The following is a 16,540-nucleotide window of genomic DNA, read 5'->3' as shown; positions in this document are numbered from 1 at the left end:
GGGCCTTGTGGTCGTTCAGTCCATCACCGGGACCGAAACGGAAGTTGACGGCGCCTCACGGCTGGCGGCCCGGGCCGTCACCGTCGGGTACGGGGCCCGGTCCGTCATCGACGGCCTCGACGTGGCGATCCCGCCCGGGGTGATCACCACCATCATCGGACCGAACGGCTGCGGCAAGTCGACCCTGCTGCGCACCCTGTCCCGGCTGCTCAGGCCGACCGGCGGAACGGTCGTGCTGGACGGCGAGGACATCGCCGCGCTCCGGACCCGCGACGTGGCGAAGAAGCTCGGCCTGCTGCCCCAGGCACCGGTGGCCCCGGAGGGACTCACGGTGTCCGACCTGGTAGCCCGGGGCCGTCACCCGCACCAGAGCTGGCTGCGGCAGTGGTCCTCGGACGACGCCGACGTCGTACGGCGGGCGCTGGCCATGACCGGCGTGTCCGACCTCGCGGACCGGCCCGTCGACTCGCTGTCCGGAGGGCAGCGCCAGCGGGTGTGGATCTCGATGACCCTCGCCCAGGGCACCGACCTGCTGCTGCTGGACGAGCCGACCACGTACCTGGACCTCGCGCACGCGGTCGACGTGCTCGACCTCGTCGACGACCTGCACGAGTCCGGGCGCACGGTGGTCATGGTGCTGCACGACCTCAATCTGGCCGCGCGCTACAGCGACAACCTCGTCGTCATGCGGGAGGGCGCGATCCTGGCGCAGGGGCACCCGCGGGACGTCATCACCGCCGGTCTGCTGCACGAGGCGTTCGGGCTGCGCGCCAAGGTGATCGACGACCCGGTCGGGGACCGCCCGCTCATCGTGCCGATCGGACGCACCCACGTCGAACTCGATCCAGCCGCAGCCGAGTTGCAGCGGTGAGGGTAGGCTAACCTCACTCAGGCGCGATATGGTTTGCTGCCCTCAGAGGGGGCGCAGTGGACGGCGCGACAGCAAAGGGATCTCCGGATGCTCCTCAGAACGACGCGTATGAAGCCCTGGCGACGACTCGCGGCGGCCCTGTCCGCCGCCGCGCTCGGCGTCGGACTCCTCGCGGGGTGCGGTTCCGACTCGGACGACTCGGCGGACCAGGCCGACGGCGACACACCGGCCGCGGCCGGCGCCTTCCCGGTCACCGTGGAGCACGCGTTCGGAACGACGAAGATCGACAAGGCGCCCGAGCGGGTCGTCTCCGTCGGCTACACCGACGACCAGACCGTCCTGGCCTTCGGCATCAAGCCCGTCGGCATGGTCGACCAGTACCCGAACCCGGCCGGCCAGAGCCCCGACATCAACACCCAGTGGCCCTGGGTGAAGGACAAGTGGGGGGACACCAAGCCCGAGGTCATCATGAAGAACGGCGACACGGGCCCCAACTACGAGAAGATCGCCGCCCTGCGCCCCGACCTGATCGTCGCGGTCTACTCCGAGATCGACCAGGCCGCCTACGACAAGCTCTCCAAGATCGCGCCCACGGTGGGCCGCACCAAGGGTGAGAAGGAGCCGTTCAGCGCTCCCTGGCAGGACAACGCGCTGCACATCGCCAAGGCGCTCGGCAAGGCCGAGGAGGGCGAGAAGATGGTGGCCGACATCCAGGGCAAGCTGGACGCGGCCAAGCAGGCGCACCCCGAGTTCGCGGACAAGACCGCGGTCGTGCTGTCCTGGTACAAGGACTCGGTGGCCCCGTTCACCTCCACCGACGTGCGCGGACGGCTGGTGACCGGCATCGGCTTCAAGTACCAGACCGAGATCGACAAGGTCGCCGGCGGCGACTTCTACACCACGCTCTCGCCCGAGCGCGTCGACCTGGTCGACGTGGACCGCATCTTCGTCATCAACGACAAGGCGGACCAGGACGCGTTGAAGAAGTTCGAGCTGTTCACCAACCTGGACGCCGTCAAGAACGGCAAGGTGTCCTACCTGCTGGACAGTGAGGGCCCGGCGGTCGGCGCGGCCATCTCCCAGGGCACCCTGCTGTCCATGCCGTACGCCGTCGACGAACTCGTCAAGTCGGCCGGGTAGGTGTGAGCGTCACCGACACCCGCGTCGCCACGCCCCCGGCCGTTCTGCGTACGGCGACCGGACGCGAGGCCGGCCGATGGGTCGCGGCGCACTGCCGCGAGGTGCCGTGGCTGACGACCGCCACCGTGCTCACCACGGTGGCGGGAGCGGCGCTCCAGGTGCTTCCGGTGCTGCTGCTCGGCCGTGTGGTCGACGCGGTGGCCGTGGGCGAGTCACAGTCCGTCCTGGTCACGATCGGGGCCCTGATGGTCGCCGCGGCGCTGCTCGGCGCGGCGGCGACCGCGGTGTCGACCTGTCTGATCGGGAGGCTGGGCGCCGACCTGCTCGCCCGGCTGCGGGAGGGCGCCGTCCGCGCCGTCCTGGCGATGCCCAGCGCGCGCGTCGAACAGGTGGGCCGAGGCGACGTGCTGTCCCGGGTCGGCGACGACGTCGCCGTGATCTCCAAGGGGATCCGCACCGCCGTTCCCACGGTGTTCTCGGCCGGAGTCCTCGTCGCCATCGCCACGGCCGGCATGTTCGGGCTCGACTGGCGGCTCGGTCTGGCGGGCGCCGGTGCGCTGCCCGCGTACGCGCTGGCCCTGCGCTGGTACCTGCCGAGGTCCGCCCCGCTGTACCAGAAGCAGCGGGTGGCCCAGGCCGACCGGGCGCAGGCCCTGATCAGCGGCCTGAACGGCATCGACACCGTCCGGGCCTACCGGCTCGAGGGCGCCTTCCGGGAACGGGTCACCCGGGAGTCGTGGCGGGTGCGCGAGCTCGGCATCGAGGTGTTCCGGTTCTTCGGCCGGTTCGTCGGCCGGGAGAACCGCGCCGAGTTCATCGGGCTGACCCTCATCATCGTGGTGGGCTACGCGCTGCTGGAGGCGGACGCGGCCACCCTGGGCGAGGTGTCCGCGGCACCGCTGCTCTTCCACCGGCTGTTCACCCCGCTGGGCGCCATCATGTTCACCTTCGACGAGGCGCAGAAGTCGGGCGCGAGCCTGACCCGGCTGGTCGGCGTGCTCGGGGAGGACGCGGAGGACCGGCTGGTCGGTGACGCGTCCGTCGGGACGGCGGCGGCCGGAGCGTACCCGGTGACCGTGCGGGGTCTGACGTTCACCTACCCGGGTGCCGACGAACCGGTCCTCAGGGACGTCGACCTGACGATCCCGGCAGGGGGCTCGCTCGCGCTCGTGGGGGCGACGGGCGCGGGCAAGACGACGCTGGCCGCGCTGGTCGCGGGCATCGGGACCCCGCAGTCGGGGTCGGTGCGCGTCGGGCCGGCCGACCTGGCGCAGCTGGACGAGGCCGGGGCACGGGCCCTGGTGAGCATCCTGACCCAGGAGACGCACGTGTTCTCCGGTCCGCTCGCCGACGACCTGCGGCTGGCCGCGCCGGAGGCGACCGACGCCGAACTCCTGGCCGCCCTGCGCACCGTCGGTGCCGGTCCGTGGGTGGACGCGCTGCCCGACGGGCTGGACACACCGGTCGGAGAGGGCGGCGAGCGCCTCGACGTGACCAAGGTCGCCCAGATCGCGCTGGCCCGGCTGGTGCTCGGCCGGGCGCCCGTGGTGGTCCTCGACGAGTCGACCGCGGAGGCGGGCAGCGAGGGCGCCGCGGAGCTGGAGCGGGCCGTGCTCGCCGCGTGCGCCGGACGCACCACCCTGTTCGTGGCGCACCGCCTGACCCAGGCGATGGCGGCGGACCGGATTGCCGTCCTGGACGCCGGGCGGGTCGTCGAGGAGGGCACACACGCGGAGTTGGTGGCCCTGGGTGGCCGCTACGCACGGCTGTGGCGGGCCTGGCGGGAGGGCAGCTAGGCGGGGTGTTAGGCATGCCTAAGTTAGGTTAGCCTGCCTTCATTCCTTGGAAGGGGCGTTGAGTCTTCGATGATGGAACCGACCGCTTCTCTCGTACGGCTTTCTCCCGCGCAGCTGACCGGCGTGCGCCGCCGCACCGGCGATTTCTCCGACCAGGTCATCACCGAGGCGTGTGCCGTCGCACTGGCGTACTGGGCCGCGGGCCGCGGCCCCGCCGGACTCGACCTGGCCCCGGGCACCCTGTTCACCGACGTGCTCGGCTGGGCCGACAACGGCGGCACCGCGCCCACCGGTTGGAGCGTCGACGCGGACGGCCGGACCATCACCCTCCCGGACGGCGTCGGGCCCGACGAGGCGCAGCTCGCGCTCGACGACCTGGCCGACTTCCCGGACCGCCCGCTCGGCACCGTCGGCCCCTGTGGCCCGGCGGATCGGCTGGAGCTCCTCGCCAGGTGGAACGACACCGACGCCGACCGAGTCCGCCCCGGCCTGGTGGAGATGTTCCGCGAACAGGCGCGCGCCAGGCCGGACGCCGTGGCCGTCGTCGATGAACGCCGCACCCTGACCTACCGTCAGGCCGCCGAGAATTCCGCCCAGTTGGCCCATCACCTGATCGCACGAGGGGTCACCGCGGAAGACGTCGTCGGCATCTCCCTGGAACGCTCGGCCGAGATGGTGATCGGGCTGCTCGCCGTCCTCCAGGCGGGCGGCGCCTTCGTCCCGCTCGACCCGCACTGGCCCGCCGAGCGCCGGGCCGTCGTCATCGAGGACGCCGGGGTCGTCGTACAGCTCAACGCCTCGGGCGAGCCCGCCCCGGGCGAACCGGACGCCGTGGCCGTCGACCTCGGCGACTGGCGGTTCGGCGCCCGACCCACCGAGGGGACCGGAGTCACCGTCCCCGGCGACGCCCTGGCCTACGTCATCTTCACCTCGGGCTCGACCGGGCGTCCCAAGGGCGCCATGATCCGGCACGAGGCGATCAGCGAGCGCCTGCTCTGGCAGATCCACGAGATCCTGGGCTTCGGCCACGACGACGCGTCCCTCTTCAAGGCGCCGCTGTCCTTCGACATCTCCATCAACGAGATCTTCCTGCCCCTCGTCAGCGGCGGCAGACTCGTCGTCCTGCGGCCCGGCGGCGAACGCGACCCGCACCACCTGCTGAGCGTGATCGACGAACAGCGCGTCACCTTCACGTACCTGGTCTCCTCCATGCTGGACGTGCTGCTGGAGATGGCCGGCGACTCGGGGCGCCTCGACAGCCTCCGCCACGTCTGGTGCGGCGGCGAGGTGCTCACGCCCGAACTCTACGAGCGCTTCCGCACCCGGCTCGACATCCCCCTCTACCACGGCTACGGCCCCGCCGAGACGACGATCGGCGTGTCGCACGTCGTCTACCGGGGCGCGGCGGAGCGCCTGTCGACGTCGATCGGCCGGGCCAACCCCAACACCCGGCTGTACGTCCTGGACGACGAACTGCGCCCCGTCCCGGTCGGCGTCGGCGGCGAACTGTACGCGGGGGGCCTGCTGCTGGGCCGCGGCTACGTGAACGCGCCGGGCCTCACCGCGTCCCGGTTCGTGGCCAATCCCTTCGCCGACGACGGCTCCAGGCTGTACCGGACCGGTGACCTCGCGCGCTTCGCCCCCGACGGCTCGCTCGACTTCCTCGGCCGCGCGGACAACCAGGTCAAGATCCGGGGCATGCGCCTGGAGATCGAGGACGTCGAGGTCGGCCTCGCCGAGCACCCCCACGCGCGCCACACCTGCGTCGTCGCGAAGAAAAACACGGCGGGCGGCACCTACCTGGTGGGGTACGTCATCCCGGCCGCCGGACACGAGGACCTGCGGGCGGACGAGGTCAAGGCCTGGGCCGGCGAGCACATGGTGGAGTACATGGTGCCCACCCACGTCGTCGTGATGACGCAGTTCCCGCTCACCGCGAACGGCAAGCTCGACCGGAACGCGCTGCCCGAGCCCGTGATCGCCGCGGGCTCGTCCGTCCCGCCCGCCACCGACGAGGAGCGGACGGTGTGCGCGGCGGTCGCGGCACTGCTCCAACTCGACCGGGTCGGCGTCGACCAGGACTTCTTCCAGCTCGGCGGCGACAGCATCCTGGCCATCTCGCTGCTCGGCAGGCTGCGCGACGCGGGGCTCTACGTCACGGCCCGGCAGATCTTCACCCACAGCACGGTGGGAGCTCTGGCTGCGGTGGCGAGCCGCGAGGACACCACCGTCGTGGACCACCGTGACGTGCCCACCGGAAGCGTCGTGGGGTCGCCCGTCGTGCAGTGGCTCGGCGAGACCACGGACGCCATCGACGGATTCGTCCAGTCGGTCGTGCTCAACACCCCGGCGGACCTGACCGCCGACGCCCTCGACGCGATCCTCGCCGCCGTGGTCCGGCGGCACCCCATGCTGCGGGCCAGGCTGGTGCGCGGCGAGCGCTGGGGCTTCGACATCCCGGAAGCGGAAGCGGAAGCGGAGACGGAGACGCATGCGGTACCGGCCGTGCCGCTCTGGCGGGAGAGCGACCGGCCGCTCGACGCGTGCCTCGCCCTCGCCGCCGAGGAACTGGACCCGGCGGGCGGCGCGATGCTGCGCGCCGTCTGGCGCCGCGAGGCACGGCAACTGGCCCTCGTCGTCCACCACGTGGTGATCGACGGCGTGTCCTGGCGGGTGCTGATGGACGACCTGGCCACGGCGTGGCGGCAGTTCACCTCGGGCACCGCGGTAGAACTCCCCTCGGCCGGAACGTCGTTCCGGCGCTGGACCCAGCTGCTGGAGCGCGCGGCGTTCGACGCGGACAGCGCCTACTTCCGCCGCCCCCTGCCGGGGCCCGACCAACCGTTGGGCAGGCGCCCCCTGACCGCGGACGACACCGTGGCAAGCGAGCGGATCCGGACCGTTTCGACCGACGCCACGACCACGGCCGCGCTCCTCGGCGACACACCCGCGAAGTTCCACGCGGGCGTCAACGACGTCCTGGTGACCGCGCTCGCCGTCGCCGTCGCCCGCCGGCGCCGCGACCTCGGCCAGACCCAGACCTTCGCGCACATCGAGCTCGAGGGCCACGGCCGTGAGGCCGCGTTCGTCGCCCCGTCCGCCGGCTTCGAGCCGGAACTCTCCAGGACGATCGGCTGGTTCACCACCCTCTTCCCGGTGACCGTCGACCCCGGCACCACCCCGGACCCCACCGCACCCGAGTACCTGTCCGCCGCGCTCAAGGCGGTCAAGGAGGACCTCGCCCGCGTACCGGACCACGGTGTCTCCTACGGCGCGCTGCGCCATCTGGCCCAGGTCGCCTTCGACTCACCCGCCCCCCAGGTGCTCTTCAACTATCTGGGCCGGTTCGACGCGAGTTCGTCGGACGAATGGCAACTGACCAGTGTCAACGGACAGTTGGGCGAGAAGCGCGATCCGCGCATGCGACTGCCCCGTGCCCTGGAGTTCAACGCGATCGCCGAACCCGATGCCACCGGCGCCTACACACTGGTCACCGCCATCTCCTGGCCGGACGGCATGTTCACCGACACGGACATCACCGCCCTCGGCGCGTACTACCTGGAGGCGCTCACCGGGCTGGCCGCCCTGGACGACGGCGGCCACTCGCCCAGCGACTTCCACCCACTGCCGCTCACCCAGGCAGACGTCGACGCCCTCGACGGCCCGGCGCTGCGGGACATCCTCCCGCTGACCCCGCTGCAGGAGGGTCTGTACTTCCACTCGGTCTACGACGACGACGCCACCGGCAGCTACGTCGAGCAGCAACTGCTCACGCTGGAGGGCGAGGTGGACCCCGGCCGACTGGCCGCGGCGGCCACCCGCCTGCTGGCCCTCCACCCGAACCTGGCCGCGCGCTTCGTGGCCCTGGCCGACGGCCGTGTGGTCTCCGTACTGGAGAGCGGGCACGAGGCACCCTTCACCACGCTGGACCGCCCCGGCATCACCGACGACGAGATCCGCGCCCACGCCGAACGCGACCGCCGCGCCGGGTTCGACCTGGCGACCGGTCCGCTGATGCGGTACACCCTCATCCGCGCGGGAGCCGGCAGACACGTCCTGGTGCAGACGGTGCACCACATCGTCGCCGACGGCTGGTCCGTGCCGCCCATGCTGCGCAGCCTGCTGGCCGAATACCGGGCGCCGGGTTCCGGACACGCGCTCGGCGGTTTCCCCGACCACGTGCGCCGGCTCGCCGCACGCGACGACGCGGCGAGCGACCGGGTGTGGGACGAGCAACTGGCGGACCTCCCCGGCCCGTCGCTGATCGCCGAGGGGCACCCGCCCTCCGCGCACTTCGCCGACACCGCGACGACCGCGGACGCCGACGTCGACGCGGCCGCCCGGTCGGCCGGTGTGCCGCTGAGCGTCGCCGTCCACGGCGCCTGGGCCCTCACCCTGGGCGGCATCCTGCACCGTGACGACGTGGTGTTCGGCTCCACGGTGTCCGGGCGGGACGCGGACGTGCCCGGCATCGAGGACATGGTGGGCCTGTTCATCAACACGGTCCCCCTGCGCGCCCGCTGGGCCGCCACCACGACCGCGCAGGACCTGCTGACCGCCGTCCGGGCACACCAGGCCGCGGTGCTGCCCCACCAGCACGTCTCGCTGGCGCGCATCGCCCGCCGGGCCGGTGCCGGAGCGCTCTTCGACACCCTGGTGGTGTTCGACGTGGCGACCGACGTGGACGGACTGCGGCGCCCCGGCGACACCCTCGCCGTCACCAACATCGTCAACGAGGGCGCCCCGCACTACCCGCTGACGCTGGTGGTGGAGCGCACACCGGACGGCCGCCCGCGCTTCAACCTGATCCACGACGCCGAGCTGCTGCGGGAACCCGAGGTCCGCGAGATCCTGCGCACCTTCACCCGGACCCTCACCGCTCTGCTCACCCGGCCGGACGCCCCGGTCGGCGGCCTGGCGTCCGAGGGCGCCGGGCGGGTCGAGCCGATCGCCCCAACTACCCTGGGTGAACTGTTCGACACCGCGGCGTGCCGCGACCCGGCCGCCCCCGCCGTCACCCAGTGCGCCCTCGACGGCGCCACCCGGACCCTGACCTACGGCGAACTCGCCTCGGCCAAGGACGAGTTGGCCGCCGCAATGCGCGCGGCCGGGGTCGGCCCCGGCAAGCGGGTCGCCGTCGCCGTGCCCCGCTCCGTCGAGCAGGTCGTCGCCCTGACCGCCGTCGTCGGCGCGGGCGGCGCCTACGTACCACTGGACCTGGCGTACCCCGACGAGCGCTTGGAGTACGTCCTCGCCGACTCCGCCCCGCAGGTCGTCCTCGTGGCCCCGGAGCAGCGCGACCGGTTCACCCGGCTGCTGGACCGTGCGAACGTGCGGGCCCGCCTGCTCGTACAAGGGGAGGAACACCCGCCCACCGCCGCGCATCCCGGACCCGGAGCCGGCTGGCACGACCCCGCGTACGTGATCTACACCTCCGGATCGACCGGCCGCCCCAAGGGCGTCGTCGTCCCTCACTCCAGTGTGGTGACGCTGCTCGCCAACACCCGGCCCGCCATGGCCTTCGGCCCGGACGACGTGTGGGTCCAGTTCCACTCCTTCTCCTTCGACTTCGCCGTCTGGGAGCTGTGGGGCGCGCTCACGCACGGCGGTGAGCTGCTGGTGCCGGAGTACGGCCTGACCCGTTCCCCGGTCGACTTCCACCGCCTGGTCCGCGAGCGCGGGGTCACGGTGCTCAACCAGACCCCGTCGGCGTTCCACCGGTTCGCCGAGGCCGACCGGCACGCGGGCCAGCCGCTGCCCGCACTGCGCAGGATCATCTTCGGCGGCGAGGGACTGGACCTCGCACGGCTGCGTGACTGGGTGGCGCGGCACGGCACCGAATCGCCGGAACTGGTCAACATGTACGGCATCACCGAGACCACCGTCCACGTCACCCACCGGGTGCTGACCGCCGCCGACTTCACCCCCGGCGACCGTGCCGCCAGCCCGATCGGCGGCCCGGTCCCCGGCCTCGTCACCCACCTGCTCGACGACCGGCTCCGCCCGGTGCCGCCGGGCCGGGTGGGCGCCATCTACGTCGCCGGCGACCAGGTGTCGCTCGGCTACCTGGGCAGGCCGGGGCTCACCGCGGGCCGGTTCGTGGCGAACCCGTTCACGGCCGACGGCTCCCGCATGTACCACACAGGTGACCTCGCCCGCCGCACGCTCGACGGACAACTGGAGTTCGCGGGCCGCGCCGACGACCAGGTGCAGCTGAAGGGCTTCCGCATCGAACCGGGCGAGGTGGAGTCCGCGATCCGCGACCTGGACGGCGTGGTGGACGCCGCCGTGACCGTGGCGGACAGCGACGACCACCTGGTCGCGCACGTCGTGGGCCGGGTTCCCGCGGACCTCACCGGGCTCCTGTCGGCGAGACTGCCCGCGCACATGGTGCCGGGCCGGGTGCTGTCCGTGGACGCCCTGCCGCTGACGGTCAACGGGAAGCTCGACCGCAGGGCGCTGACCGAGCGCGCGGCACACACGCCGAGCGCCGAGGCCGCGCCGCACGGCGGGAACGACTCCGTACTCGCCACCCTCGTCGACCTCTTCGCCGGGACACTGCCCGGCTCCGCACCGGACGCCGACACCGACTTCTTCGGCGCCGGAGGCGACAGCATCGTCGCCATCGCCCTGATCAACCGGGCCAGGGCGGCCGGCCTGCCCGTCGCACCGCGCGACGTGTTCCTGCTCCGCACACCCCGCGCGCTCGCCGAGCACCTGGCGACGCGTACCGCGCCACCCGAGGTTTCCACCGCACCCACCGGCCACCGGGACGGCCCGCTGCCACCCGCGCCGATCATGCTGCGCCGACGCGAACTGGGCGGTTCCCTCGCCCGGTTCGCCCAGGCCAGGACGCTGGCCGCACCCGAGGGCACCGGGTTCGCGGACGCGGAGCGCGCCGCGCGCGCCGTCGTCGCCACCCACCCGGCACTGCGGCTGCGGCTCCGCGTCGAGCACGGGGTGTGGTCCCTGAGCACCGAACCCGTCCGCGAGGTCACGGTGACCCGCGGGGCCGGAACCGACGTGACGCGCACGGCCGACGAGGCGGCCGGCCGACTCGATCCCGAGAACGGCGACGTCGTCGCGTTCACCTGGCTGGAGACCGGCCGGACCCTGGTGGTCGCCGTGCACCACCTCGCCGTCGACGCCGTGTCCTGGCTGATCCTGCTGGACGACCTGGCCGCCGCGATGCGCGGGGCAGCACCGGCACCGCCCACCACGCCCTACGCCGAGTACGCACAGGCGCTCACGCAGCGGGCCGCGCAGGAGACCGACGGCCTGGACCACTGGATCACCACGCTCCGGGCCCCCGCCCCGCTGCCCGCCGCCGGGAAGCGGCGCGAGACGACGGTCGTCCTGGCCCCCGACGTGAGCGACCGCGTGACCCGCACCGCACCCGCCGCCCTGGGCCTCGGCCTCACCGAGCTGCTGTGCGGCGCGCTGCGCACCGCGCTGACCCGCGTCCAGCCGACGCCCACCGACCTGGCGGTCGACCTGGAGCGGCACGGCAGGGTCCCGGCTCTCGGCCACCACGACTACACCCGCACCGTCGGCTGGTTCACCGCCATCGCGCCCGTACGGCTCACCGCGCACACCGACCCCGTCGCCGCGGCGCGCGAGGTCGCCGAACGCCAGCCGGACGAGCATGCGCACGTCGCCTACGGCGGCCTCAGGTACCTCAACCCGCAGACCGCGCCGCTGCTCGACACCGCCCGCCCGCAAGTCCTGTTCAACTACCTGGGCCGGGGCGGCGAGTCGGACGCACCGCGCCTGACCGGCGGCGACGAGAGCAGCCCGTACGCCGTCGAGGTGAACGCCTGGACCGACGCGGCCACCGGCAGCCTGCACGCGGCCTTCACCCTGGTCGAGGGCGTCCCGGACGAGATCACCGAGCACTGGCACCGCGCACTGGAACGGATCGCCGAGGCCGCCGCGACGGCCGAGCGCACGGCACCCGTCACCCCCCTCCAACGGGGCCTGTACTTCCAGGCCCAGCTGACCGGCCCGGCCGGACACTACGTCGCCCAGAGCTACTTCACCTTCGATCGCCGCCTGGTCACCGACGCGTTGTCCCGGGCGACGGCGTACGTACTCGCCCGGCACCCGGCCGCCGGCGCGGGCTTCACCACGGACGAGGACGGCAACCCCGTCCAGGTCCTCGCCGCGGGCCGCCGGATCGACGTCCGCACGGTGGAGGCGGCGACGGAGGCGGAGGCCGACGCCCTGCGCCGCGGAGACCGGGAACGCGGATTCGACCCCGCCGAGCCGCCGCTGATCCGCCTGACCGTGGTGCGGCTGCCCGACGACCGCGACGGCCTGCTGCTCAGCTACCACCTGCTGCTGTGGGACGGCTGGTCGCGCGAGATCGTGCTGCGCGACCTGTTCGACGCCTACCGTGCCGTCCTGGCGGGCGAGCCCCTCGCCCCCGGACCGGCCACGCCGGGCTTCGAGGACCACGCCCGGGCCCTGGCAGCCAAGGACCCGGCCGCCTCGGAACGCTTCTGGGCGCGGCACCTGGCCGGCCTGTCCGGCCCCACCCTGCTCGCCGGACCGGCGCCCGCCCTCCCCGACGACCTGCCGCGCGCACTCGCGCACACGCTGACCGCCGAACGGTCGGACGCGCTGAGGGCGGCCGCCCGGACGTACGGCGTCACACTGAACTCGGTGCTGACCGGCGCCTTCGGCCTCCTCCTGGGCGCCCGCACCGGCCGCGCCGACGCCGTCTTCGGCGTGACCGTCTCCGGCCGCGAGGGCGAAGGGCTGGCCGACATCGTCGGCGTACTGCTCAACACCGTCCCCATGTGGACCCGGGCCCGGCCGCACGACACGGTCCGCGCCTACCTGACGGCGGTGCAGCAGGCCAGGGTCGACGCCATGGAGCACGAGCACCTCGGGCTCGGCGAGATCCAGCGGGCCGGCGGCCACGACACGCTGTTCGACAACCTGTTCGTCCTCCAGAACTTCCTGGACCTGGACGCCTTCGCCGAGATGAACGCCCGGCACGGCATCACCTCGGTGCGGGCCGACGACTCCACCCACTATCCGTTCACCTGGGTCGTCACCCCCGGCGACCGGCTCACCGTCAAACTGGAGTACCGCGACCACGACACCGCCCACGCGCGGACCCTCCTCGACGACTACCTCCGGGTGCTCGACGACCTGGCCGGACCCACCGGGACCGCCGAATCCCGCGCGCCGATCGGCGCCCTGCCCCCACTGGCCCCCGCCCCCGAGCCCGCCCCGCGCACCGGGATCGGCACGGACACCGTCGTGGACCGCTTCGACCGGGCGGCCGACCGGGAACCGGAGCGGACGGCGCTGGTCGCCCACGGCTCCACGATGACCTTCGCGCACCTGCGGGACCGCAGCCGGGCCGTGGCGGGTGTGCTGGCCGGGCGCGGCATCGGCCCCGGGGCGACGGTGGGCCTCGCCCTCCCCCGCTCGCTGGACTCGATCGTGGCCCTCTTCGCCGTACTGCGCACCGGCGCCGCCTACGTGCCGCTGGAACTGGACCACCCGGACGAGCGGATCGCCGCGATCGTCGCGGACGCCCGCCCCGACGCCGTACTCACGGTGAGCGCCGTGACGCCCCGGCTCACCGGCGGCCCGGACCCGATCGAGCTGGACCGGCCGCTGCCGGACGCCGAGCCGTGCGTGACCTTCGCGCCGGGCGACCCGGACCGGCTGCGGCACCCCGCGTACACGATCTACACCTCGGGCTCGACCGGCCGGCCCAAGGGGGTGGTGACCGAGTACGCCGGACTCACCAACATGCTCGTCAACCACCAGCGCCGGATCTTCGAACCGGTCCTGGCGCGGCACGGCCACCGCACCTTCCGCGTCGCCCACACCGTGTCCTTCGCCTTCGACATGTCGTGGGAGGAGCTGCTGTGGCTCGCCGACGGCCACGAAGTGCACATCTGCGACGAGGAACTGCGCCGCGACGCACCCCGGCTGGTCGCGTACTGCCTGGAGCACGGGGTCGACGTCGTCAACGTCACCCCGACCTACGCGCAGCAACTGCTCGCCGAGGGCCTGCTCGACGATCCGGCCCGCCGGCCCGCGCTGGTGCTGCTGGGCGGCGAGGCGGTCACCCCGGCACTGTGGACGCGGCTGGCCGAGACCGAGGGCACCGTCGGCTACAACCTGTACGGCCCCACCGAGTACACCATCAACACCCTCGGCGTCGGCACCTTCGAGTGCCCGGACCCGGTGGTGGGCGTCGCGATCGACAACACCGACGTGTACGTGCTGGACCCGTGGCTGCGGCCACTGCCCGACGGCGTCCCCGGCGAGCTGTACGTCGCGGGGGTCGGCATCGCGCGCGGCTACCTCGGGCAGCCCGCCCAGACCGCGCACCGCTTCGTCGCCTGCCCCTTCGGCGCGCCCGGCGCGCGCATGTACCGCACCGGCGACCTGGTGGTGCGACGCGCCGACGGCAATCTGATGTACCTCGGCCGCACCGACCAGCAGGTCAAGATCCGCGGTCACCGGGTCGAACTCGGCGAGGTCGAGGCGGCGTTCGCCGCCCATCCTGCGGTGCGGTTCGTGGCCGCCGTCGCCCAGCCCGACCCGCAGGTCGACGGCGCCCACCGACTGGCCGCCTACCTCGTGCTGGATACCGCCGATCTGGCCGAGGTCGCCGCCCAAGTGGGCGCCGCACTGCCGGACTTCCTGCGCCCCACCCACTACGCCCAGGTCGACGGCATCCCGCTGACCGTGAACGGGAAGGCCGACACCAAGGCGCTTCCGGAGGCCAAGCCGCTGGGCGCGCTGACCACGGCGGGGGAGCGCGCGCCGGAGACGGAGACGGAGACGACGGTGTGCGAACTCTTCGCCGAGGCCCTGGACCTGGACGACGACGAGGTGAGCGCCGTGAGCGACTTCGTGGCCCTCGGCGGTCACTCCATGCTGGCGGTGCGGCTGACCGGGCTGCTCCGCCGGGAGTACGGTCCAGTGATCACCATCCGTGATCTGTTCACCCTGCGAACCCCGGAAGCGATTGCCCGTCACCTCGATGACCACAACTGACACACAGCGGCCCCGCGCGGGGTCCGACATCCTCCGTACCGCCCTGCGGCGCAACGTCGGCGCGATGGCGTGGGGCACCCTCCTCATGGGTCTCTACCAGGCCGGTGAGACCGCCTTCCCCATCGCGCTCGGCCTGATCGTCGAGCACACCATGCGGGACCGGAGCCCGGAGGCGCTCGGCGTCTCCGTCGCCGCCCTGGCCGTGATCATCACGACGGTGTCCCTGTCCTGGCGGTTCGGGATGCGGATCCTGCAGAAGGCCAACACCACCGAGGCGCACCGCTGGCGGGTCCGGGTCGCGGGCCACGGACTCCAGCCGGTGGCCGGGGACGTCGACCTCAAGTCCGGCGAGGTGCTGACCATCGCCACCGAGGACGCGGACCAGACCGCCGACATCATCGAGGTGGTGCCGCTGCTGATCAGCTCGCTGGTGGCGGTGGTGATCGCGGCGGTGGCGCTGGGGCTGGCCGACATCCGGCTCGGACTGCTGGTCATCGTGGGCACCGTCGCGATCCTGTCCGTCCTGAGCGTGATGTCCAGGCGCATCGGCTCCAGCACCCGCGAGCAGCAGGCCCGGGTGGCCCGGGCCGGCGCCAAGGTCGCCGACCTCATCATCGGCCTGCGCCCGCTGCACGGCTTCGGCGGCAACCACGCGGCGTTCCGCTCCTACCGCGAGGTCAGCACGGAGGCGAAGCGCCAGTCCGTCACCGTCGCCCGGGTGAGCGGCGTCTACGCGGGCACCGCACTGGCCCTCAACGCGGTGCTCGCCGCCGCCGTGACCCTCACGGCCGGCTGGCTGGCCTTCCGGGGCCGGATCAACATCGGTGAACTGGTCATGGCCGTGGGCCTCGCGCAGTTCATCATGGAACCGCTGAAGCTGTTCTCCGAGATGCCGAAGTACGTGATGATCGCGCGTGCCTCGGCCGAACGGATGGCGCTCGTCCTCACCGCGCCGCCGGTGACGACACCGGGGACGGAGCGACCGGCCGCGGGCGGGGACCTGGAGGTCGACCGCGTGCGGCACGGGGCGCTGCGCAAGGTGGGGTTCCGGGTCCGGGCCGGCGAGTTCGTGGCCGTCGCGGCCTACCAGCCGGGCGCGGCGGCCGATCTCGCCGCGGTCCTGGCCCTGAACGTCCCGCCCGACACCTACGAGGGGACGGTGCGGGTCGGCGGACGGGACCTCGCGGAGCTGGCGGTCGAGGAGGTCCGCGAGCACCTGCTGGTCAACCCCTACGACGGCGAGATCTTCGCGGGCACCCTCCGTTCGAACATCGACCCGTCCGGCACCAGCCGGACCGTCCCCGAAGCCGTCGAGGCCTCGATGCTGACCGACGTCGTCGCCCTGCACCGCGAAGGACTCGACTACGCCGTCCGCGACCGCGGCGCCAACCTCTCCGGCGGGCAGCGCCAACGGCTGTCCCTGGCCCGCGCCCTGGCCGCCGACACCGACGTCCTGGTGCTGCGCGACCCGACCACGGCCGTGGACGCGGTCACCGAACAGCTCATCGCGCGGGGCGTCGCCAAGCTGCGCCGGGACCGCACCACCCTCGTGATCACCAGCAGCCCCGCCCTCCTGGACGCCGCCGACCGCGTCCTCGTCCTGGACGAAGGCGTCATCACCGCCGAGGACACCCACCGCAACCTCCTCGCCACCGACGAGGCGTACTGCCTGGCGGTGACCCGGTGACCCCGCCGCGGCGGC

Annotated in this window: 5 protein-coding genes; all 5 read left to right on the top strand. The window is 73.1% G+C overall.

The window, feature by feature from the left end; genetic code table 11:
- The first annotated feature begins 7 nt into the window (after positions 1–7).
- The 5 genes from ACZ7MF_RS16750 (at position 8) to ACZ7MF_RS16730 (ending at position 16,525) form a co-directional block, all read left to right on the top strand.
- Positions 8–871 (top strand): ABC transporter ATP-binding protein, encoded by an 864-nt coding sequence (locus ACZ7MF_RS16750; RefSeq protein WP_471477547.1) that lies wholly within the window; start codon positions 8–10, stop codon positions 869–871.
- Between the two features lie 87 nt (positions 872–958).
- A complete protein-coding gene (locus tag ACZ7MF_RS16745; RefSeq protein WP_471477546.1) occupies positions 959–2,011 on the top strand; it encodes an iron-siderophore ABC transporter substrate-binding protein in 1,053 nt (350 codons plus the stop codon).
- A 2-nt stretch (positions 2,012–2,013) separates the two neighbouring features.
- On the top strand, positions 2,014–3,807 hold the full coding sequence (locus ACZ7MF_RS16740) for an ABC transporter ATP-binding protein (RefSeq protein ID WP_471477545.1): 1,794 nt from the start codon (positions 2,014–2,016) through the stop codon (positions 3,805–3,807).
- A gap of 69 nt (positions 3,808–3,876) precedes the next feature.
- Positions 3,877–14,838: a non-ribosomal peptide synthetase gene (locus tag ACZ7MF_RS16735; RefSeq protein ID WP_471477544.1), complete on the top strand. Its 10,962-nt coding sequence runs from the start codon at positions 3,877–3,879 to the stop codon at positions 14,836–14,838.
- Positions 14,825–16,525 (top strand): ABC transporter ATP-binding protein, encoded by a 1,701-nt coding sequence (locus tag ACZ7MF_RS16730; RefSeq protein WP_471477543.1) that lies wholly within the window; start codon positions 14,825–14,827, stop codon positions 16,523–16,525. The genes ACZ7MF_RS16735 and ACZ7MF_RS16730 overlap by 14 nt, the downstream gene beginning before the upstream one ends.
- Positions 16,526–16,540 lie beyond the last annotated feature (15 nt).

It is taken from the genome of Streptomyces sp. NPDC111628 (genome assembly GCF_055635195.1).
The sequence above is the reverse complement of the archived record's forward strand: the minus strand, read 5'-3'. Positions and strand labels throughout refer to the sequence as shown.

What these genes read in the sequence shown, in the direction of transcription:
- ACZ7MF_RS16735 (WP_471477544.1), top strand. Translation starts at nt 3,877, where the DNA reads ATGATGGAACCGACCGCTTCTCTCGTACGGCTTTCTCCCGCGCAGCTG.
- ACZ7MF_RS16745 (WP_471477546.1), top strand. Translation starts at nt 959, where the DNA reads ATGCTCCTCAGAACGACGCGTATGAAGCCCTGGCGACGACTCGCGGCG.
- ACZ7MF_RS16730 (WP_471477543.1), top strand. Translation starts at nt 14,825, where the DNA reads ATGACCACAACTGACACACAGCGGCCCCGCGCGGGGTCCGACATCCTC.